The sequence below is a fragment of the Streptomyces sp. NRRL S-37 genome (assembly GCF_000721605.1).
Classification (GTDB): Bacteria; Actinomycetota; Actinomycetes; order Streptomycetales; family Streptomycetaceae; genus Streptomyces.
Genome location: NZ_JOIZ01000010.1, coordinates 13,888 through 34,137, shown reverse-complemented (window position 1 = coordinate 34,137; position 20,250 = coordinate 13,888). Strand labels below are relative to the sequence as shown.

The following is a 20,250-nucleotide window of genomic DNA, read 5'->3' as shown; positions in this document are numbered from 1 at the left end:
CGCTACCTTGGGACGACCCCACTTCACCCCACTCCACAGCCTGTGGCCAGGCAGGCCCGGCGCCTCATACCCGTCGCTACGGCTGTCCTCCTCCGGCTCGATGGCTCCCCGAGCCACGGACAGCAACGCCAGAAGCCCGGCCTCCGTTCGGGAGGACCGGGCTTCGTCTACGGGTTGAGGGGCACCGCCGATTGCTACGCCGGTGCCTGCAGCAGTCGCTCCCGTGTGGCCACGGGCAGCACCCGCCGCAGAACCGGTGCCGTCGAACTGAGGGAAGCCGCGAAAGCCGCCACGAGGTCGTGCGGCACGCTGCAACCGAAGGAGGCCGCCCACAGGCAGGAGGCATCGAGCGAAGGCTCCGCCCATGCCTGCCATCCGACAGGCCCCGCCTCATCGGCCGCAGTCGCAAGGACGCGCGGGTCGGCATCCTGGATGAGAGGCGGCACCTCCCCGAGGCTGATGTGCGAGGTGAACGTCGGGTCCGTCGCTGCCGCGTGGGGTTGATCGATGTCGCGGAGCCAGCCGTGTGCGGTGACGGCGTCAAGAACCAGCTCGGGGCCGGCGAGCGGCATGGCGGGCTCCTCGCGGGCGTCGAGCGCGACGAGGAAATCGGTCACAGCCTCGCCGGGGACGTCGGTGGTGAAGTAGGACGACCACGACGCGAGCGGACTGCTCGTATTCGCACGGGCCGAGATCTGCCAGGTGATCGGCAGGCCACCCAAATGGAACGGCTCGTCCGCAAGACTCCACTGCGCCCAGCGAAGGGCGTCGGGGCTGATGTGCAAGACGGTACTGCGCAGGACCTGGCGGTCCTCCGGTTCCTCGTCCGGCTCGTGCCGTCCACGGACGATCGTCAGGCTTGTCCAGCCCAGGCCGGAAAGCGTGCCAGCGACGGCGTCGTAGAGGCGCCCATCATCACCGGCCAGATGGCGGGGACCGACCCAGAACGCGGGCTGGCCGCCACCCGGAGTGGACGGGTCGAACGGAAGGTTGGGGTACAGGGGCGCCTCCAAAGGCTCGGTGCGGGTCTAGTTGCCGCCGGCACGGCGGCGGGGCCGGCGGGGGGGTGCTTGGACGGGGCCCTGCCACGTCAAGGCGATGGCGACCTCGGGCGGCAGGTGGCCGAGCTGTGCGTCCTCGTCCGGTCCCTCGGCGAGGTAGACGACGGTTCGACCGGTTTCATCCACAGACTGCACGACCTGCGCCAAACGGTGAGCCATCGGGAAGAACGGGTTCATGGCCTGGCGGACCGGAGCACTCCGGTCGCAGCCGGACAGCAAGTCGATGAGATCACCGACGGTCATCTCCGAGGACGTCACGAGCAGCCTCCTGGGGTGAGGGAGAGGGGGAGCGGTGGAATAGGTCGGCGGTCGGTAGTCGGCCGATCGGAGGGCGGGCACTCCCTGTCGGTGTCCGCGTGTCAGAGGCGGCGTGAGGTATCCAGCACGCACGCTACTGCGGCGGCCACGACGTCGGCCGGCGTTTCGGTGTCGAATGACAAGTGATAGCCGCGGACCTTGGCAGTGCCGGTGACGGCGATCTTCCATCCCTCGCCATCCGTACCGGGGCGCCCGAGCGGGAACCAGCCGAGGTAGAACCTGCCATCCTTCGAGCTGACATGCACGTCCGCACGATCGTCGACGATCAAGTGGAAGTCCTCCGCAGAGAACTGGTCTAGGACCAATACCGGTGATTTAGGTTGTTTTCCGGCTGGTTGAAGTGGCTCTGGTTGGCTCGACCAGCCGGACCGTCGGGGTGTCTGGCCGGGGTGGGCCGTGGTGCTCGGCTCGTTTGAGGGCTCAGTTGGACATTTTGCGTTTGATCACGCGGGGGTTGGAGCGTAACCGCCGTGCGGGCAGCAGCCGTTCGGTGATCTCACGCAGGCTCTGGGCGGTGGACCGGGCCAGTCGTGAGGGGGGAAAGCGCCGCCTGCCCGGTCACGTGGCGGCGGACGACGCGAAGGGTGCGGGTGAAGGAGATCCGGTCGGGATCGTGCCCGGCCTGGAGAGCGGCCTGGTGCATCAGGTCGCGCAGCGCGTGATGGACCAGCAGGAACGCGAAGATCTCCTGTTCGACGCCGCGTGGGTACCGGGAACGCAGCACCATCCCCGGGACGCCCTGGTGGTTCTTGATCTCGTCCAGGGTGTTCTCGATCTCCCACCGCTGGGCATAGAGGGCGGCAAGCTCCTCGGCCGGTGCCTGGGCGGGGTCGAGGAGGGTGGTGATCAGCCGGTAGACGGTGCCGTCACCACCGCGTGGGCCGAGGGTGTACTCGATCACCCGCACCCGCTCGGGGTCCGCGCGCCGATAGTGGTCCCGCTTGGCAACGATCTCCGACAGGTAGGACCCGTCGGGGAGGGCTTCGAGGACCGGCAGCACCACGACGCTGCGGACCCTCCACAGCAGGTCCGCGCCGCCCGCCTTCGCAGCACGCCACAGGTCGAGACCGCAAAAGCCCCGGTCGGCGAGCACCAGCATGCCCTTCGTCAGCACGGGGAACAGCCGCTGGGCCAGGACGCTCTCGTGGACCTTGAGCGGTCCGACCTCGGCCGCGAACACGGCATGAGTGCCGCACTCGGCCAGGGCCGCCACCCTCACCTGCGGATACGCACTGCGGCCCTGCCCGCGACTGGTACCGGGACGCCCGAAGAACTGGGCATTCGCCGCGGTGTCCGGAACGTCGAAAACCGTGCCGTCCACCGCGACCAGCCGCCACCGCCGGTACCAGGCACCCTGCGTTCGCGCGACCGCCACCGGCCGGCACACCCGCGTGAACAGGGCCCGCAACGGCTCCGGCCCAAGCCGCAGACGGGCCCGGCCGATCGCCGCCGTCGTGGGCACCCGCCAGGTCTTCACCCACCGGCCTTCGCGCTCCAGCCCCTGGACCAGAAGCCGGGCCACTTCTTCATAGCCCTGCCCGAAAAACAGACACATCGCCAGGACGAAGTAGACCACCACCCGTGCCGGCAGCAGCCGTGTCCGCTGTTCGACCCTGCCGCACTCGGCGACCACCTCGTCGACCAGTTCCGGCGGAAACGCCCGCGTCAGCACCCCCAACGCGATCCGATCCGAGAACCGATCAACCCCCGACGACTTCACCTGACCCGGTCTTGGCACAACCCACCCAACGACCAGAACCCACCAAAGTCACCGGTATTGGGTCTAGGACCAGCGTGGGCTGGCCCGGACCGAGCTGCCACTCACGCAGTCGCAGGGCTTCAATGGTGGTGGAGAAACCGGGGACCGCAGGGGTTGAGGCCATAGGCGACCACCTCTCTGACCTGGGGTTTCCTGCAAGGTCGTCTACGTTGACATGCCCTCGCGGCCGTTGGCCAGTCTTTCCGCGTTCTTTCCTGTCTGCCCCCGGCGAACTGTTGTCCTTTGTCATCCAATCGAGTCGTTTGACAGCGAACCCAGCCGTTTCGGCTTCTGTGACAGTGAACCTAGTCGTGCGGGTGAGCACGCTGGGGGTGTTGTATGGCCGTACCGGCTAGGACGAACGAGGCCGTGCCGTACGTCAAGGTGTCGTGCGTGGACGCCACAGGCACGCGTCGGCGGCGCCCCCTGCTGGACTGCGCGACGGCGAAGTTCGAGGACGTGGTTCCGGTACGGCCGTTTCGGTGGTCGCAGGGTTCGCGCCATTTCCCGGGCTGGTACTGGTCGGCGACGACCGGGCAGCACATCGGCTTCGAGTCGTGGCTGGAGCGGGATCATCAGCGGGCCCGAATCGCATGGCCACTCACCGAGGGGCAGGGGGCGCCGACGCAGAGACCCCGAACCTAATGAAGCACTACTAGGCTGCATCCGAGAAAGCTTCACCGGGACCTTCGTCGTGCCATTACACGGAGGCAATCACATCGGGCCGGAGGGGGCACGGTGACCGAAGCACGCGCCGCGTTGGAGCGTCGTTACGACCGCTGCGTCAGCGAAGGAGACCACGCGGCCGTTCTCGGACCGGACGTCCGGGCTCTGAGCGATCGGTTGCTGTACGACCTCCTGGAGCGCACCGCACGTTCCGACGAGGACCCGGAGGCCGCCTCGGACACGGCACTCGCCTTGCTGATCGGCTCCGTGCACTGGGCCCGCCACCAGCTCACGGGGGACGGCAGGGACATGCTGGTCGCTCTCGTCCTGCTGGGACACATCCACCGGATGGCATCCGACTTCCTGGATCCCGAGATCCGCGAGCGGGTTCTCGGAGGCGACAACGCACGGTACGCCTCGCCCGAGGGACAGGCGGAGCTTGGCACGATGCTGCTCCGCCTCTCCGCGGGCGGCGAGGACCCGGCGATGCTGACGCTCAGTCTGATCCAGTGGGGCAACCTGACCACCGAGGCCGGCGTTGACCACCCACAGTCGGCCAAGTGGTATGCCCTGTACTCTATCGCCTGGCAAGAGTGCTTTACGGTCACACGGCGCCCCTTCGCCCTGCGCTGCTCGATCCATCTCCACCAGGTAGCCGTGGACCACACACCAGACGATGATCCCCACCGTATCGAGCGCATCCTCTACCTCGTCCGGAGCTATCTGGGCTACGGCGAGGAATCGGGCGAAACGAAGGCCCTCGACAAGGCGGTCGCCCTCTGCGAGCCCCTGGACCCGCAGCACACCGTCGAGATCCCCAAGTTCCTGCGTGGCATCGGCACTAGGCGTCTCTCCACGTACGAACGCACGGCGGACCCTGCCGGGTTGCCGCTCGCCGCGGAAGCTTTCCGGGCCGCGCTGTCCTTCGACTCGGTGACGCTACAGGGCCGTATCGAGTGCCTCAACAACCTCAGCTATGCCCTCCGCGTACTCGCCGAGAACAGGGGGGATCGGGCCATGGCACAGGAAGCCGTCGACACGGCCCGAGCCGCCGTCGAAGCGTGCATGGAAAACCTCTCGGGTCTGGCGCTGTGCCTGGCCAACGTCGCTGCCGCACTCGTCGTCCTGAGCACCCTTGCTGGGGACGAGCCGCTCCTTTCGGAAGCGGTTGGCTTCGCCGAACGCGCGGTGACGTCTTTACGACCCGAGGACGACCGCGGATTCTGTCAGAGCATCCTGGCCCACTCACTCCACCGTCTGGGCGCCGCCACGGACGATGCAGAGGCCCTCAGGCGCGCCGGGGCTGCGCTGCGACTTGGGGCATCGGTTGACGGGAGCTACCGACGCCACGCGGCTCTCGAGGCCCGGCTCTGCGCCGCATGGCTCCAGTTCGGTCAAGCGGCAGACCAGGGCGGCGGCAGCGCTCGGGCAATCTCACCGGAAGCCTTGGAAGAGGTCCTCGGCCTCATCCGTGGTGTGATCGCCCGCGAGGACGACTTCCCATTGGACGACGAGTGGGGGCGGCTGGGTGCCCATCTGCTGGATGCGTTCCGCCGCACCCGCGCGCCGGACCTGCTCGACCTCACCGTCCGGTTGTTCCGCAACCTCGTCGAGCAGGCCCAGAAGCCGGAGTGCTTCGCAACCACGCGGGTCAGCCTGGCCACCGCGTTGTCGATGCAAGGCGCGGTCGAACGTGAGGGAGGGCCGATCGCCGAAGCGGTCCGAATCCTGGTCGAGGTCGCGACCTGGGCCGCGGTCCACCAGCGGGACCTCTTCCCCGCCGTCGTAAACAACCTCGCCTTGTCGGCCGCCCAACTCGCTGAGCACGGCGGGGCGGAGAGGGCGGAGCAGGCGGCCCTGACACTGCTGGACGAGGCGGTGACAGCCTTGCCAGCGGGCAGCCCCTACCGCGTCGTGCACCTGGTGAAGCTGGGACTCGCACTACGCCACCGCAGGGACGACGCATCAGGGGACGACCCGCGTCTGCCGGGGATCGTCATCCGGGAGCTATGACTCGACCTCGGCCAGCTCTCGCTGAAGCCGCTGTGCCTGGCTGGCGTTCCCCAGGTTCTGGAAGATGCTGATGCCGCGGCGATAATGCCTTCTGCTCTTGCGGTCCTTCTTCATGATCCGGTAGGCGAGCCCTAGCATCTCATGCGTCCTGGCCTGCTCGTGCGCGTCGTCCAGCTGCTGGTACAGGGCCAGGGCCTGGTCTAGGAACCGCGCAGCGTCGTCGGCGTATCCACTGCTCATACTCCACACGCCCGCCATCTGGTGGACTTCCGCGAGCTCGTGCCACTTCTCCAGCCGGACCCAGAGTTCTCGCGCTCGCGTGAAAACCTCGCCCGCTTCCTTGAGTCTGCCGCCACGCACGAGAGCCTGGGTCAGGTCGGTCAGGCCGCGGGCGAGCCCTTCCTCTTCACCTGTTTCCTCGTACCAGCTGACGGCATCGGCGAGCACCTCACCGGCCCGATCGAACTCACCACAGACGATGTGGGCTGCGCCGAGCCCCGACAGCACTTCGCCCTTGCGGTCCATCCCGTCGCCCATCGTGCCGAGTTCGATGGACCGGCGATAGGCGTCAACCGCTTCGGCGGATCGCCCGCAATTCTTGTAGGCAGCGCCCAGATTGGCGAGCACCATGTACGGCTCCACGGCACTACCAGCCTCCTCGGTCCCGTCGACCGCGCGCTCGTACCAGGGAACGGCCTCCTCCGGCCGCTGCAGCGCCTGAAGAAGCTGGCCCGTGAAGTAGCAGGCATCCCGTTCCCCTGCCAGGTCACCGCAGCTTCGATACGCGTCCGCCGCCCGGCCGTACCACTCTACGGCTCCCTCCCGGCCGCCCGATCCGTTCAGGCGTGCGGCGAATGTCATCGCAGCCCCGGCACATGCAGCGAGGTCACCGGTCAGTTCGAGGAAATCCGTCACCTGCGTCATGACCTCGACCGCGTCGTCCAGCAGCTCGTCCTGCAGCAGGAGCATGACGAGGTTCTGCGAACTGCGGACCGATCCGGCCACCTCGCCGGCCTCCAGGAAGATCTCCAGCTCGCTACGAAAAGCCGTACGTGCTTCTCCCCTGTCACCCCGTAGCTCCGCCCCCGCAGCGAGGAGTTCGAGCCCGAGAGCTTCGGCCCGTCGATCGTCGTTCGACCGGGCGACGTCCATCGCGCGGCGGGCGCAGTCCTGTACCGCGTCCGCGTCCTCGCGGGCAAGGTGGATCCGGCCGATGTCGAGGAGTGAGTCCACCTGACCGGGACGATCGTCGAGTTCGCTCCGCATGTCCAACGCCCGCTGGGCGTAGGGCAGCGCATCTTCGGGATCGCCTCCCCGTTCCAGTGCCACCTTGGCCATGGACTGCCAGATGTCGGGCAACTCAGTGGGATCGAACCAATCGGCAAGGATCTCCGCCAGCTCGTAGGCGGCGATCGCCTCATCCCACTTCTCCTGGAAGGCGCACGCCGATGCCGAGTTGTGCAACACCTTCAACTGCAAGGCGTAGTCGCGCCCCCGTACGGAGATCTCAGCGGCCCGCTCGAAGGTGCGGGCCGCCTGCTCGAACTCTCCGCTGTCCATATGGAATGTCCCCAGATTGTTTAGAACGCCAGCTTCATGGGATGGGTCTTCCAAGCCCACCGCCACGTTCAGCGCCTCCTCGTACATCTCTCGAGCACGGTCGAGCTGACCCCGCTTCTGCAGGACGTAGGCCACCGAACTCAGGGCATACATCTTCCCTGTCCGGTCGTCGATCTGCTGGGCTACGGCGAGCCGGAGCCCGGCCACCGCCTCGTCATGATCGAGCCACCCCCGCAGCTCGAGGAACTCGGTGAGCGGCGCAATCAGGTCGAGCGTTCGCTCGTGCCAGTTCTTGTCGGCCACCATGTCGAGCACCGCACGGTAGTTGGGAAACTCTGCATCGAACCAGCGGAGTGCGGCGGGACGGTTCGAAGTGGCTTCCGGCGACCGCTGATAGGTACTCAGAACGGTGCCGTGCACGTTTCCTTCGATGATGAAGTAGTCGGCCAGCCGTTCTTGAACCTCGTTGATCTCTCCTCTTCCATGCACGGCTCCCGCCTCCTCTCGCGCGAAGAGACGAAGCAGATCGTGGAAGCGATAGCGATCGACTTCCTCCTGTTCCAACAGGTTGGCGTCGAGGAGCGCTTCCAGCACCTCTTCGGCCTCCTTCAGTGCACACCCCACGGCCGCCGCGGCAAGGGCCGGCGTAAGGTCCGGCCCGGGATGCAGGCTCGTGAGCCGGAAGATCCGCGCCTGGGCATCCGGTAGCATCTGGTACGACAGCGCGAAGGCGGCCCGAATCTCGACGTCCGCCACCTTCAACTCCGCCAACCGGTGTCGCTCCTGAGCCATCGCGTCGACCATGCGTCCGACCGGCCACGACGGACGCGACCGCAGACGGGCTGCGGCAATGCGCAGCGCGAGAGGCAGATGTCCGCAAAGTCGTCCAAGCTCGCCGATCAGCGACCGCTCTACTGCCGCCCGTTCACTACCAATCAGTGAGGCCAGCAGATCTTCAGCCTCCACGGCGGAGAGCGTGCGGAGATGGATGCGCTCGGTGGGGTCGAGCCCGCTGAGGTTGCTTCGGCTCGTGACCAGCATCAGACAACCGGGCTGGCCGGGAAGGAGGGGGCGGACGAGGGCGGGATCAGCCGCGTTGTCGAGGACGATCACGATTTTCCGCCCCGCCATGTGACTTCGGAATGTGGCGGCCCGCGAATCAAGTTCGACCGGCATGTCCTCCTCGGCCACGTCCAGCGCCTTCAGGAAGTCACCCAGCACCTTGCCCGGCGACACGCCCACCGCGCCTGCCCGGCCACCGACGGCGTAGCTGCGCAGGTCAGCGTAGAGCTGCCCGCCGGGGAAGTGCCGGGCCAGCTCGTGCGCCGCGTGCAGCGACAGGCCGGTCTTGCCCACCCCTGCCGCCCCTTCGACCGTTACAACCACCGGACGGTCGGCTGCCTCCGCGGCGAGGTCCTTCAGTCTCGACAGTTCCGCTTCACGGCCGATGAAGTGGTCGGGAGCGGGGGGCAGCTGGGTCGGTGGTGGCGGCGTCTCCCTGCGCACGATGGTGAAGTGCTGCAGAGTCAGGTTCTCGAGCGTGGAGCCCTGGATGTTGATCCCGTGGACGTCTCCGCCAACGTAGTTGTAGACCGGGTCCGATCTGCGTGCGTCGTTCATGCTGACGAGCCCGACCGGGTTTACGTGGAAGGCGTGGGGCCGGCACCGGGGTCCGGGGTCGGCGGGTTAGGCGAAAGCGTCACGTTGCCGGTCACCGAGTTCCCCTGGAAGTTGGTACCCGAGATGTTGCCGCCCACGAGATTGACAGGCGGAGGCGGCTGATCGTCTTGCGTGGCCCACTGGTAGTAGGCCGCGACAAGCGCGTTGAACGCCACGAGGAGTCCGGTCAGGACGATCAGCCACCACGTGGCCGATTCAGTCAGCAGGTTGATCACGATCGCCAGCGCGGCGGAGGCAGCCGAGACGACTAAGTGCGCGATAACTTGCTGGATGTTGCGCGACAAGGAGATCCCATCCTTCCACTGGCGGCAGAGCGACCAAATCCTACGGGCGCGGTGATCGGCGTGCCAACAGTCCGTAGTGCTCGTAAGGTCCTTTAGACGGCAGTGGACCGTACCGAGGGGGTCTTGGTGTCGACGGTCTCCAGCTCGTCCGTAATCGCCGCGGACGATCTCGTTGCAGAACTACACACCACTGCCTGGTCGTCGCCGCCCAGTACCAGCCCGGGAAATGGTGGCCACCGAAACGGCCGTACCGGACGAGCGTCCTCGAACCTGACCGACACACAGTCCAACAGCGGACGTCGTCGACGCTCGAGCTTGCCCTCCACGCACCACACCTTGACGTACGGCATGACCCATCTGCCTCAGCCAATACCGACATACGACACCCCCAGCCTGCTCACCCCTCACGACTAGATTCACTGTCAGAGAAGCCGAAACAACCGGGTTCGTTGTCAAACGCCTCGATTGGATGTCAAAGGACAACTGTGTCCGTTCGTCAAACCTGGCCACCAATTGACCGGCCAGCCAAGCGCCGAAGCTCGGCAACCACGAAGGCAGTTCCTGGGTCCCTAGGCGTCGGCAGGACCCCTGTCCCATACCTGTGCGGTGACGCGTGATCACCACGAAATGTGGACCTTACGCTTCTCTCATGAGCACAGTGCGCACCTGCGGACGCTGACGCTGGCAGCGTGGCCGCCTCCCTAGCGGTGTCCGGCCGGGTCCGCAGGATCGCTGGAGTGCTCGCCTTCTGCGCTGGCACGATCGTTCATGAAACGCTGGCCCGCCAGAAACCACTAAGTTCGGCAAGATGCTGGCGAAGTGCGCCGCGCTGTTCCTCAAGGTCCTGCGAGGCGGGAGACAGAAGATAGACGTTGTCGCGGTAGGGACGGAAGCCCAGGCTCTCCCATCCTTGAGCGATCTTGGCAGTCACGCGGTCCCACTCGGCTCTGTCCGTCAGACGACGGCTGCTGAGGTCGGTGATGCCGGGCGAACAGGCGACGGCCCGGCAGCCAGCCATGAGCCGGGTGATCGCTTCGCAGGCGAGTACGGCCGCCAGGCCGTGCCCGCGCCATGAGGGATCCAGCGTCACGCGATCCATGACGAGCAGCGCTGAGCCGACGTACTCCAGTCGTTGGCTGACTTCGTCGGTGAAGGAGCCCGTCTCGGGATCGAGGAGGACCTGGGCGGTCTCGTACAGCTCCTCCGATTCCTCCTCCATAGCCCAATACGCGTTGCGACCTCGGTCGAGGTGCACCCGGTAGAACGTCATGGACCCGACGGCTACGTCCTCCACCGTGCACAAGGAGCAGTCAGCAGCTGCACACCTGCTGGAGCTGACCGGCTCGTGATGTCCACCGTGGGGGCGTCGGCGGTGCAAGACGGCCACGTTCCAGCATTCCAGCGTGTCAGCCTGTGGAGTGTCCCAGAGTCCGTCGTCGTAGGAGATGCGCAGGTGTAGCTCAGAGGGGTCGCCTGGCAGCAGGGAGGGCTCGATCACGGCCGCAGCGTAACGAGGCGTCCGTGCGTTCGTGGACAACGGAGCCCCCGGATTCCAGTCTGTGGAATCCGGGGGCTCCGTGTCGTGAAGAGGGGTGGGGTGCGGGTCAGCTCTCGGTGGAGTCGTCGGTGGGGCTGTCCGTGCGGCTGCGGCGTGCCATGGCGAGGGCGCCTCCGCCTCCCGCGATCAGCACGGCCGCTCCGCCAATCAGCCACGGTGCGGCGTCAGCGCCGGTGTGGGCGAGGGCGCCCGTCGGCATCTTCGGTGTGGAGTCGCCAACCGGGGTGGCGGCGACGGTGGAGGAGTCGGGTTCCGGTGTGTCACTGCCCGACGCGGACTGCGTGGCCCCTTCGGTACCGCTGTTCGGCTTGCCGGAGCTGGAGGGGGCGTCGGTGGGCGTGTGCGTGGGCTTGCCCGAGGGTTTGGGCTTCGAGTCGGTGGTGGTCTTGACGTTGGTGACGGTCACGGTCACCGGGTCGCCGGGCCCAGCGGTGAACGTCTTGGTCGGCTTGTACAGGTCGTAGCCGGCAGGGGCTTTGATCTCCTTGACCCAGAACTGGGCCCTCCGGCTCGACATGGGCAGCTCTCCGGAGGCCGTGCCCCTAGCCCCCGTGGTCAGGGTGAGCAGCGTCGAGGTGCCGGTGCCGATGTTCACGGTCGCGCCGGACAGGAGCTTGCCGGTCTTGTCGTCCTTGGCCTGCAGGAGGACCTTGGCGGCCTTGAACGGGTCGGTGATCGTCAGCCGTGTGGTCGCGTCTGGGGTGACGATGACGTCCTGGTCGGCGACGACCTCGTGGAGCGGGCTGCCGGAAGCCGTCTCCTTGAGCCGGTATACACCGGGCGCGAGGTCGGAGAAGATCAGCTTCCCCTGGGCGTCGGTCGTCCCGCGTCCGGCCTCCTGGCCAGCGGAGTCGAGCAGCAAGAACACGGCGCCGGGCAGGGCCTCTCCGGCGGTGTCCTTGGTGGTGATCTCGACGCTGCCCGAGTCCGGGGCCGGAGTCTCAGCGGGGGCGGCGGAGGCCGAGGGGCTCGGTTCGGAGGGCTCGGCGCTCGCGGCCGGCGCCCAGGTGAGGGTGCCGGCCGCGGCGACGACGAGGGCGGCGGCGGATCGGACGAGACGTGCGTGCACGAGGAAGAAGACTCCTTGATCGGTCGGGGGTCAGCGGGTGCGGCCGGTCGTATGGCCGGTGGGTGGTATCGCGGGGGTCGGACGGTTGAGCGGCTGCGGGGCCCCAGCGGGTGCGACGTAGAGGCGACGACGGGTGTGGAAGGGGATCTGTTTCACGGCCCGGTGCAGCGGTTCGGTGGAGATCAGCGAGGCAGTGAAGGCCGCGGCGAGGGTGGTGGGCGCGCCGGCACAGAACCGGACCTGCCAGTGCGGCTCGCTCGGGTATCCGCCCCAAGCCCGCCAGATCGGGCCGTCGGAACCGGTGGTGGCGTACCGGTGACCCACGCCGCCAAGGCCCTCCGGCGGGAGGAAGGTCTGTGTGCCGTCCGTATTGACGCTGTGGCTCCAGCCGTGGGTGAGCAGCGGCGTGTACACCTCGTACGGGGCCGTCGCGTCCTCGAACAGGTGGTCCTGGTCGCTGGGGCGATCTTCGAGATACAGGTCGAGCAACTCGGCGTGTACGTCGCGTAGGAGTTCGGCGGGGGTGGTGGCGTCGAAGGTGATCTCCCAGGCTCTCGGGCCGAAGGGGGCGCGGTCCATGCCGATGGTCCACGTCCCTTGGCCTCGTTCCTCGGGTTTGGGGGTGAAGCGGGTCCACAGCCGGGCGCAGGGGCTGATGGCGAACACCATTTCTTCGAGCCCCTGGTGCAGATGCCAGCCCTCGTCGAAGGGAAAGGGCCAGATCGTCTCCAGGTCTGCTTGGCCGGGACCGGCAAGGTGACGCGGGAGAACCCTCACGGTCTCGGCGGAGTCGAGATCCTTGAAGGGGTCGGAGGGAGGATCGAGCAACACGAGGAGAGGCTCCTGCTGGGTAGCTGGCGCGGGATGCGGGCATCGGGATGAGGATCAGCGGGTGCGGGCCCCGGCGGGGGCGGTCGGCGGGGGCGGAGTTCTGCGCGACGTGCGGCCGGCCGCTCGCTTGGGCGCGGAGGCGGCCCAGGCGCCGGGAAACCAGACGGCCGTGTACCGCTCGATGGCATCGCGCAGCCCGGTGGTGACGGCTCCCTCCCACGGGGGCTGCCCGTGCTTGTTGAAGGTGCCGTACTTGTCGCTGAGCCGGGAAGTATTGTTGGCTTCGTCGCGGCGGTGGAACGTTCCGTGGTCCACGAAGCTGAGCGCCACCGCGTCGATCTCCCCGCGGTCCGGGTGGACGACTGCGACACGCAACCCGCCATAGGTGTCCGCGTAGATGGTGCGGGTGAAGTCGATCCGCAGCCGTAGCGGCGTGCCCGGGACGGGAGCGGCGTAGTAGGTGTTGCCCACGACGGCGTGGTCGTGGAAAGGGAGGCACAGCTCGGTGAAGAACTCGGGGGCCTGCAGGGACACGAGGGTCTCCGGTCGGAGTTGGGCTGGGGTCAGCGACGTGGGCCGGGCAGGGCAGGTCGGCTCGTGGTGCTCCAGCGCGGGACGCTGGCCGCGGGAAGCGCGGCCGGGCGGCGGAAGGCGGCGGCCCGCCGGACGTCCAGCGGGGTGGGCGGCGTCGGACTCGGCGGGAGGATCGGAGAGAGCTGGGCGTGGCCCTTGACGTAGCTGTAGCTGTCGTCCCGCCAACGAGGAAGGGGGGCGGGGTCGGCCACGGCCTCGGTCACGGCCCGCAGAAGGGCCGCAGGGGTGTCGGTGCTGGCCGTGGCGTACCAGAAGGGCCGGGCTGAGGAGGTACCGGCCCACAGGTGCCAGCGCGCGTCGCGGGTGTCCAGTTCGATCGCTGGGTCGAGGTCGCCGGTGGTGTACTCCAGCGTGGCGAGCCCGTCGGGTGAGGTGACGGCGAAGGTGCTCAGGTGCGGGCGGTTGAACTGCCAGCCTTGGTTGATGAGCGGGTCGACGGCCAGGAACGGGTCGCGGTCGGGGCTTCCGGCGAGCGGCCGGGCGAGGTAGTGGTCCGGGCCCTGCCGGTACGCCTCGGCGAGAGCGGTGGCGAAGGCGGTGACGAACTCGGTGGGCGCGCTGTCGTTGAAGCAGACGCCCCAGGTCGGTGGGCCGAAGGCGTCCTTGTAGGCGTTGATGCGCCACAGTCCGTCGTCGTCGCCTTCGGGGAGGTAACCGAGGCGGACTTTGCCGTCGGGGGCCGTGAGGTAGGCGTTGCCGAGGTCGTCGTGGTGCAGGTCCCAGCCGAGGTCGCGCAGCGGGTCGAGGCCGGGATCACCGACCGCGGTGGCGCGGGCCAGGTGGCGTGGGAAGACGTAGACGTCGCCGTCGATGGTGTCGTGGTCGTCGTGAGGCACTGATTCCTGGGGGGAAGGGGGAGGCGGGTCAGTTCGGGGGCTGCAGGACGGCGGCGAGGTCGGTGGGACGGCCGGTGTAGTGCAGGGTGCGCAGACCCAGACGGCGGGCGGCGCGGCAGTTGTCGGCCCGGTCGTCCACGAAGAGGACGCGGTCGGGGTCGGCGGCGCCGGTGGCGTTCATCGCGTGCTGGTAGGCGGCCGGGTCGGGTTTGCAGACCTGGAGCCGGGCCGAGTAGAAGGCGTGGGTCATCAGGCGGCGCCACGGGTGGCGGTCGAGGACATCGCTGAGGTGGCGGGGTGCGTTCGACAGCAGGACCAGCGGCAGCCCGGACTCGTGGGCGTGGTCCAGGATCTCGACGACACGGTCGTCGGCGGACGTCCACATGTCGGTGTCGGCGTCGCGGAGTTCACGCAGCCGGCGGGCGCCGGGGTGGTGGCCGAGGACCGTGGCCCAGTACGCGAGGTCGCTGAGCTGGCCGGCGTCGTATGCGGAGCGAGCGTTCCAGAAGGCGTTCTGGAAGGCGGGGAGGTCGTCGTCGAAACACAGGGCGGTGCGGGCCAGGCGGAGCCACTGGGCGGTGGTGGGCTGCAGGCCGATGACGCCGTTGTAGTCGAGGATGACGGCGTCCAGGCCCGCCTGGGCGGTGGCAGGTGTCAAGGGGTGGTGTTCTCCAGGGCGTGGTGGGCGAGGGCGGCGACGGCGACTGCGAGGAGGACGGGCAGCAGCAGGGCCGTGGGCAAGGTGGTGGCGCTGGCCAGGGCGCCGATGAGGGCCGGTCCGGCGAGGAGGCCGAGGTAGCCGGTGGCGGTGACCGTGGCCACGGCCTTGGCGCCACTGGCTCCGGCCGCGGTGATGAGCGAGGGCACGGTGGTGGACAGGCCGAGTCCGAAGACCGCCCAGCCCGTCAGCGCCAGCGGGGCACTCGCCCCGGCAACACCGATCGTTAGACCGGCGGCGGCGAGAACGGCTCCGGCCCGTACGACCGTCGGGGCGCCGAAAGCTGCGGTGAGCCGGTCTCCGGTCAGCCGTCCAGCGGCCATGGCCGCGCTGTACAGCGCGAACGCGGTGGCGCTCGCGGCCGTCGGGGCGCCCAGGGTATGCAGGTGCACGGCGGCCCAGTCGGCGGCGGCCCCCTCCCCCAGTAGGCACGCTGCGGCCAGCGCGGCCAGAAGCCAGAGTTTTCCCGGCGACGCGAGCGTGGGCAGCTTGTCAGCGTCGGCGTGGATTGTGGGGCGGTCTGAGCCGCTCAGACTGCGGGTGAGGGGCACGGCAGCGACCACGGCGCCGGCTAGGAGGGTGCCCGTGGCGGTGAAGAGGGCGCTGTGCGCGGCGTGGGCAGTGAGGGCGGCTAGGGCGGCGCCGGTGAGGGCGCCGAGGGAGTAGGCGGCGTGGAGACCGGACATGATGGGCCGGCCGAAGGCGTTCTGGCAGCGCACGGCCGCGGTGTTGGCGGCGACGTCCAGGACGCCGTGGGCGAGACCGAAGGCAAGAGCCGCCGCCAGCAACGCGGACAGGCTCTCGCCTTGTCCCACCAGGACGAGGCATCCGGTCAGGGCGAGGGATCCGGTGGTGAGCAGCGTCGGGAGCCGCTCCGGGCGAGCGCAGCGGCCTCCGAGCTGCAGTCCGGCGACCATGCCGACGGCGGCGGCCAGCAGGACCAGGGCCAGCCCTCCGGTGCTGAGGTGGGCAGCCTGCTGCACGGCGGGCATCCGGGCGCCCCAAACCGCCATGATGGCCCCGAGACCGAGGAAGTACCCGGTCAGGAGCATCCGGCTGTGCCGGTCGGCCCCAGACTCGGCGCTCACGCTGCGGTGCTGCGGGTGCCGGGGGCCTGGTCGAGGACCGCGACGACGGCACGAGCAGCCCGCTCGGCGCGTGCGCGCGCCTGCTGGCCGGTCGGTGCGGTGGTGGTGAGGTAGCCGATCCGGCCGGTGTACAGGTTTCCCCCGTCGTTGGGGAGGAGGAGCCGGTCGCCGGGGCGGCACTGGAACTGCAGCCGGTCCAGCCACGTCGGGCAAGTTCCGTCGTAGGTGAGGTGGGTGAGGGTGCCGGAGGTGTCCGGGTAGAGCAGCCGGATGGCGGCGGCCGAGGACCTGGTGGGCGTGAGGTCGGGGGCACGGTCGCAGGCGATGTCGGCGGCGGCACGGGCCAGGTCGATGCCGGTGGCGAGACGCACGAGGTGGCCGATCATGTCTCCGGCCAGGCGGGCGTTGACCTCGATGAGGCGGGGTCTGCCCTCGACGAGGCGCATCTCAATGTGGCTGACGCCGTCGGTGATGCCGAGGGCGTTGATCGCCGCCCGGGCGGCCGGCGCGGCGGTCTCCAGGAGCGGGTCGCCGGCGTCGACGCTGTGGGCCAACTGCTCGAAGTGCGGCGGAGGGCTGATGGTCTTGCGGTTGACCGCGACCACCGTGGTGGCGCCGCGGTAGGTGACGCACTCCACGGAGATCTCCGGCCCGTCGAGGAACTCCTCGACGAGCACGCGGGTGCTCTCGGTGCCCTGACCTGCCGTCCGTTCGGCTGCCTGGTAGGCGGCCGTGAGCTGATCACGGTCATCGACGCGGAGCACGCCGATGGCACCCGCATGTGAGGCAGGCTTCAGCACCACGGGGTAGCCGATCCGTTCGGCGGCGGCTTCGGCCTCCTGGCGGGTACGCACGCTCACCGAAGCGGCCGAGGGCACGCCGTGGCGGGCGAACAGCGACCGAGCGGTGGCCTTGTTTCGGCACCCCTGCATCACTTCGGGTGCGGTGGTGGACAAGCCGAGCTGGCGGGCGAGGCGAGCGGTCGGGACCACGCTCCACTCGTCCCAGGTCATGACACCGGCGAGGTCGTGGCGTCCGGCCAGGGCTCGGCCCCCTGACAGCAGCGCGGCAGGATCGCTGAGGTCCACGACGGCGTGATCGGTGATGTGCGGCTTCTCCCACGACGGTTCGGTGCCGGTGAGCAGCACGACGTCGTAGGCATCGGCGACCTGCTCAAGGCAGTAGCCGCGGTAGTTCTTATCTCCGGGAGAGACGACAAGTACAACAGGGCGAGCGGGCAAGAGGGGATTCTCCGTTTCGAGGGACGGCAGGGCAGGAAAAGGGGGTGTCTCATGCGGCGCGGCGGCGGCGCAGCTCGAACGCGTGGGCCCAGTGGGGGTGGTCGTCGATCAGACGGCGGGCGTAGAGCGCGGTGAAGTTGTTGTTCAGCCCGGCAACGCCGTACGGGAGTTGGCGGCGAAGGTCTTCGAAAAGGTCCTTGAGGCTGACCCGGGTGGCGCCGACGGCCATGCGGCGGTCGGCCATGCGTTCCAGAGCGCGGTATACGTGCGGGTAGCGGGCGTCGAAGGCGTGGAACTGCTCGGTGATGGTGCGGCCGGTCGCTCGGTGCGACCCGAGGGCGGCGATGGTCATAAGGGTTCTCCACGGGCGGGGGCGCGCTAGGTGCGCAGGGCGGGGTCGGTGCGCAGGCGGGCGAAGGCGCAGAACAGGCCGAGGGTTTGCAGGGCGGCGCAGGCGGTGATGACGTGGCCCAGCGCGTCGGGTGGGGTGAGCGCGGTGAGCACGCCGGCGACGGGGAAGGGCAGCAGGAGGATGAGGATGGTGGCCGACAGGGTGCTGCCGAACGTCTCTGGGGGGATCAGTCGGGAGCGCAGGGTGCGCAGGACGACCGCCAGGCCGCCATCGGCTGCCATGAGGACGGCGACCATGACCAGGTAGGACAGGTAGTCGGGGGCCAGGGCGGCGGCGAGACAGGCGAGTGAAGCGATGACGGAGCAGGCGGTTCCGACGGGCCACAGGCCCCGGCGGTCCAACGCGAACCGGCAGATGGTCACGGCCACGAGGGTCGCCGCCGCTGCGGCGGACCACACCAGGCCGACGGCTGTGGTGGACTGCCCGAAGTGCTGGACGACGATCACGGGACCGGCGGCCTGGAGAAGGCCGGTGGCCAGGTTGGACAGGGTCAGCCCGGCCACCAGCCAGCCGAGAGCGGGAAGCGCGCGGATGGTGCGCCACCCGGTGACCAGCCCCGCCCCGGGCCGCCCCTTCGGCGCGCGGGCCGGAACGACGGGCGAGGGCGGGGTACGCAGGGCGAGCATCGCGGCGAGCAGCGAGAGCACGGTGACCACCGCGAGCATCGACGGCGGACCTGCGAGCAACAGCACGCCGGCGAGCGCCGGTCCGGCCAGGGGCGCGGTCTGGTCGATGCCGAGCAGGACGGCCTGGACACGGTGAGCACGAGGCCCCGCGCGGCGGCCGGCGGCGGCACCTGCGGTCTCGGCCGCCACGTAGCTGAACTGGGTAAGCACACCGGTCGCCGCCGCCAGCGTCATCACCGTCACGCTCACCACGGCACCGGACGGGTAGAGGTAGAGCAGGATCCCGCCGACCGCGAGAACCAGCGCCCGCCCCATGGAGGCGAGGTGGAAGACCACCGAGGCACCGCGCCGGTCGACCATCGATCCAGCCCACCCGAACGCTGCCAGGCGTGGGATCCACTCCAGGGTGAAGGCGGCACCAGTCAGCGCGGCGGAGCGGGTCGTGGATAGGACGAGCAGCGGGATGCCGTAGGTGGACATCGCGAACGCCAACGCGTCCGCCGTGCGCGGCAGGTAGATGCTGCTCATCAGCCCGGCAGTGTGGCGTGCGTGCCGGGGTGTGACCGCTGCGCTCACGCGGCCTGCTCGGGATCGGCCCTGGCCACCTGCAAGTTGCCAACCAGCCACTGGATCAGGAGCGTGCGGGCACGGGCCAGTTCCACCTCGGCCTCCACACTGATGGGGCGCACGTCGGGCAAGGGTCCGGGGTGGTCGGCGTTCTCGGGGATGAGCGATGGTGCCAGCAGGCCGAGGACATGCCGGACACGGCTGCTGAACTCGCAAACGGCGGCGGGGACCGCGTGACGCCGCGCCCACCGGGCTAGCGCGTCGTACAGGTCGGCCAGCTCCATTCCGGAGTCCGTGAGTTCCAGACCGGCGCCGGGCGCGACCCGGACGAGACCGTGGGCGCGGGCCGCGTCGGTAGCGCTGCGCAGTTGGTGCGTGGAGAGGTCGGACAGGGTGCCGGCAAGCCGTCGCGACGGTATGGCGCCGTTGTCATCGATTTCGGTGACCAGACGGATCAGGGAATGCGAGGCCAGCAGGTCGATGGCGTGGTGCGCCTCGGCAGGGGTGAAGAAGGCGCTCATCGGCGCGGTCCTCCCATCGGGAGGGCCGCCGTCGGGCGGCTGGTCGCGGCGTGTGAGAAGAGGTCGCGACTGTGCCACGCCGGCCCGGCCCCGGTCGTGCGGGCGGGTGGGAGCGCTGCGGGCGCCGGCCGTGATGGGCTGCTGACCCACGGCCTCGCCGCGCTCTTGGCCCGCAGCTGGCCCCAGACGGGGTGGCGGGCCGCCTGGTCAAGGGGCTGCCCCGCGGCCCAGGCGGACAGCGTGCCGAGGACGGGGCCCAGGCCGTCGCCGGCGGCGGACAGCCGGTAGGGCCGGCCGTTTCCCTCGGTGTCGACCAGGCCGTCGGCAACGAGCTGGCGCAGCGGCGGATAGATGTTGGTCCAGTCGCTGCTGGGCATCACGATCCGGGCCAGAACCCGGCCGCTGACCTCCTCACGCGACTTGAGCACCCACAGGATGGCGGCGGCGTGGCGCCGGGTGAGCAGGGTGAGGCTGTCCTCGATCTGCTCGATCGCGGCCAGCGGGCGCTCAGCCTTCTCCAAGTGCTCCTCGGCCCAGGTGACGATCATCGGCAGGATCGGCAACAGGGCAGTGGCTCGCTCGGTGTGGCCGTAGGTCACGTGCCGTGCGGTGTGTTCGGTGCGTTCGACGAGTCCGGCGTCGCACAGCGCCTTGAGCTTGGGGTGGAGCTGACCGTTCTGCAGCCAGGACACCTTGGCCGCCAGCTCGCTGTAGCGCAGCGGCGGGCCGGAGAGGGCCAGCAGGATCCTCACGTTCCAGCGCGGGGTGATCATGGCGAGGACCTCGGTGACCCGGGCGATGTCGGCGTCGGCATCGGGGGGCAGAGCGGTGATGGCCAAGGGAGGAAC

At 69.1% G+C, this 20,250-nt stretch carries 18 protein-coding genes and 1 pseudogene; 1 reads left to right on the top strand and 18 read right to left on the bottom strand.

Annotation, left to right across the window (positions count from 1 at the left end; genetic code table 11):
• Window positions 1–194 precede the first annotated feature (194 nt).
• The 4 genes and pseudogenes from IH50_RS0116340 to IH50_RS0116325 form a co-directional block, all read right to left on the bottom strand.
• Window positions 195–1,013 carry a DUF317 domain-containing protein gene (locus IH50_RS0116340; RefSeq protein WP_030861927.1) on the bottom strand — a complete coding sequence of 273 codons (819 nt, stop codon included), beginning with the start codon at window positions 1,011–1,013 and terminating at the stop codon, window positions 195–197.
• 15 nt (window positions 1,014–1,028) lie between these two features.
• Window positions 1,029–1,319 (bottom strand): hypothetical protein, encoded by a 291-nt coding sequence (locus tag IH50_RS0116335; RefSeq protein ID WP_030861925.1) that lies wholly within the window; start codon window positions 1,317–1,319, stop codon window positions 1,029–1,031.
• A gap of 101 nt (window positions 1,320–1,420) precedes the next feature.
• A pseudogene (locus IH50_RS37745) lies at window positions 1,421–1,684 on the bottom strand (DUF317 domain-containing protein); the annotation flags it as partial.
• 191 nt (window positions 1,685–1,875) lie between these two features.
• Window positions 1,876–3,117, bottom strand: coding sequence for an IS4 family transposase (locus tag IH50_RS0116325; protein WP_030861920.1), 1,242 nt, complete (start codon window positions 3,115–3,117; stop codon window positions 1,876–1,878).
• 759 nt (window positions 3,118–3,876) lie between these two features.
• Between IH50_RS0116325 and IH50_RS0116315 the strand changes: the two genes are divergently transcribed.
• Window positions 3,877–5,817: a hypothetical protein gene (locus tag IH50_RS0116315; RefSeq protein ID WP_030861917.1), complete on the top strand. Its 1,941-nt coding sequence runs from the start codon at window positions 3,877–3,879 to the stop codon at window positions 5,815–5,817.
• On the opposite strand, the gene IH50_RS38775 is transcribed toward IH50_RS0116315, so the two are convergent.
• The 14 genes from IH50_RS38775 to IH50_RS0116245 form a co-directional block, all read right to left on the bottom strand.
• On the bottom strand, window positions 5,812–8,997 hold the full coding sequence (locus IH50_RS38775) for a tetratricopeptide repeat protein (RefSeq protein ID WP_030861915.1): 3,186 nt from the start codon (window positions 8,995–8,997) through the stop codon (window positions 5,812–5,814). The two genes, IH50_RS0116315 and IH50_RS38775, sit on opposite strands and share 6 nt — an antisense overlap.
• A gap of 20 nt (window positions 8,998–9,017) precedes the next feature.
• The gene (locus IH50_RS0116305) at window positions 9,018–9,341 is read right to left on the bottom strand and encodes a hypothetical protein (RefSeq protein WP_030861913.1); all 324 of its coding nucleotides are present in this window, start codon (window positions 9,339–9,341) and stop codon (window positions 9,018–9,020) included.
• Between the two features lie 766 nt (window positions 9,342–10,107).
• Window positions 10,108–10,611 carry a hypothetical protein gene (locus IH50_RS38770; protein WP_158801244.1) on the bottom strand — a complete coding sequence of 168 codons (504 nt, stop codon included), beginning with the start codon at window positions 10,609–10,611 and terminating at the stop codon, window positions 10,108–10,110.
• A 334-nt stretch (window positions 10,612–10,945) separates the two neighbouring features.
• Window positions 10,946–11,968 carry an MSCRAMM family protein gene (locus IH50_RS0116295; protein WP_030861908.1) on the bottom strand — a complete coding sequence of 341 codons (1,023 nt, stop codon included), beginning with the start codon at window positions 11,966–11,968 and terminating at the stop codon, window positions 10,946–10,948.
• Window positions 11,969–11,998: 30 nt separating this feature from the next.
• Window positions 11,999–12,799 carry a DUF317 domain-containing protein gene (locus tag IH50_RS0116290; protein ID WP_030861906.1) on the bottom strand — a complete coding sequence of 267 codons (801 nt, stop codon included), beginning with the start codon at window positions 12,797–12,799 and terminating at the stop codon, window positions 11,999–12,001.
• Between the two features lie 54 nt (window positions 12,800–12,853).
• Window positions 12,854–13,333: a hypothetical protein gene (locus IH50_RS0116285; protein ID WP_030861904.1), complete on the bottom strand. Its 480-nt coding sequence runs from the start codon at window positions 13,331–13,333 to the stop codon at window positions 12,854–12,856.
• A gap of 29 nt (window positions 13,334–13,362) precedes the next feature.
• Complete coding sequence (locus IH50_RS0116280; RefSeq protein ID WP_030861902.1) at window positions 13,363–14,229, bottom strand: DUF317 domain-containing protein; 867 nt, start codon at window positions 14,227–14,229, stop codon at window positions 13,363–13,365.
• A 28-nt stretch (window positions 14,230–14,257) separates the two neighbouring features.
• Window positions 14,258–14,887 carry an HAD family hydrolase gene (locus tag IH50_RS0116275; RefSeq protein ID WP_030861901.1) on the bottom strand — a complete coding sequence of 210 codons (630 nt, stop codon included), beginning with the start codon at window positions 14,885–14,887 and terminating at the stop codon, window positions 14,258–14,260.
• On the bottom strand, window positions 14,884–16,035 hold the full coding sequence (locus IH50_RS0116270) for an MFS transporter (RefSeq protein ID WP_030861898.1): 1,152 nt from the start codon (window positions 16,033–16,035) through the stop codon (window positions 14,884–14,886). Before IH50_RS0116270 ends, IH50_RS0116275 begins: the two co-directional genes overlap by 4 nt.
• Window positions 16,032–17,276: an ATP-grasp domain-containing protein gene (locus tag IH50_RS0116265; protein ID WP_037872476.1), complete on the bottom strand. Its 1,245-nt coding sequence runs from the start codon at window positions 17,274–17,276 to the stop codon at window positions 16,032–16,034. The genes IH50_RS0116270 and IH50_RS0116265 overlap by 4 nt, the downstream gene beginning before the upstream one ends.
• Window positions 17,277–17,325: 49 nt before the next feature.
• On the bottom strand, window positions 17,326–17,628 hold the full coding sequence (locus IH50_RS0116260) for a hypothetical protein (protein ID WP_030861895.1): 303 nt from the start codon (window positions 17,626–17,628) through the stop codon (window positions 17,326–17,328).
• Between the two features lie 26 nt (window positions 17,629–17,654).
• The gene (locus IH50_RS0116255; RefSeq protein ID WP_030861893.1) at window positions 17,655–18,890 is read right to left on the bottom strand and encodes an MFS transporter; all 1,236 of its coding nucleotides are present in this window, start codon (window positions 18,888–18,890) and stop codon (window positions 17,655–17,657) included.
• Window positions 18,887–19,402 (bottom strand): hypothetical protein, encoded by a 516-nt coding sequence (locus tag IH50_RS0116250; RefSeq protein WP_030861891.1) that lies wholly within the window; start codon window positions 19,400–19,402, stop codon window positions 18,887–18,889. The genes IH50_RS0116255 and IH50_RS0116250 overlap by 4 nt, the downstream gene beginning before the upstream one ends.
• Window positions 19,399–20,241, bottom strand: a complete 843-nt coding sequence (locus IH50_RS0116245; protein WP_030861889.1) for a winged helix-turn-helix transcriptional regulator — start codon at window positions 20,239–20,241, stop codon at window positions 19,399–19,401. The genes IH50_RS0116250 and IH50_RS0116245 overlap by 4 nt, the downstream gene beginning before the upstream one ends.
• Between the last annotated feature and the right edge of the window lie 9 nt (window positions 20,242–20,250).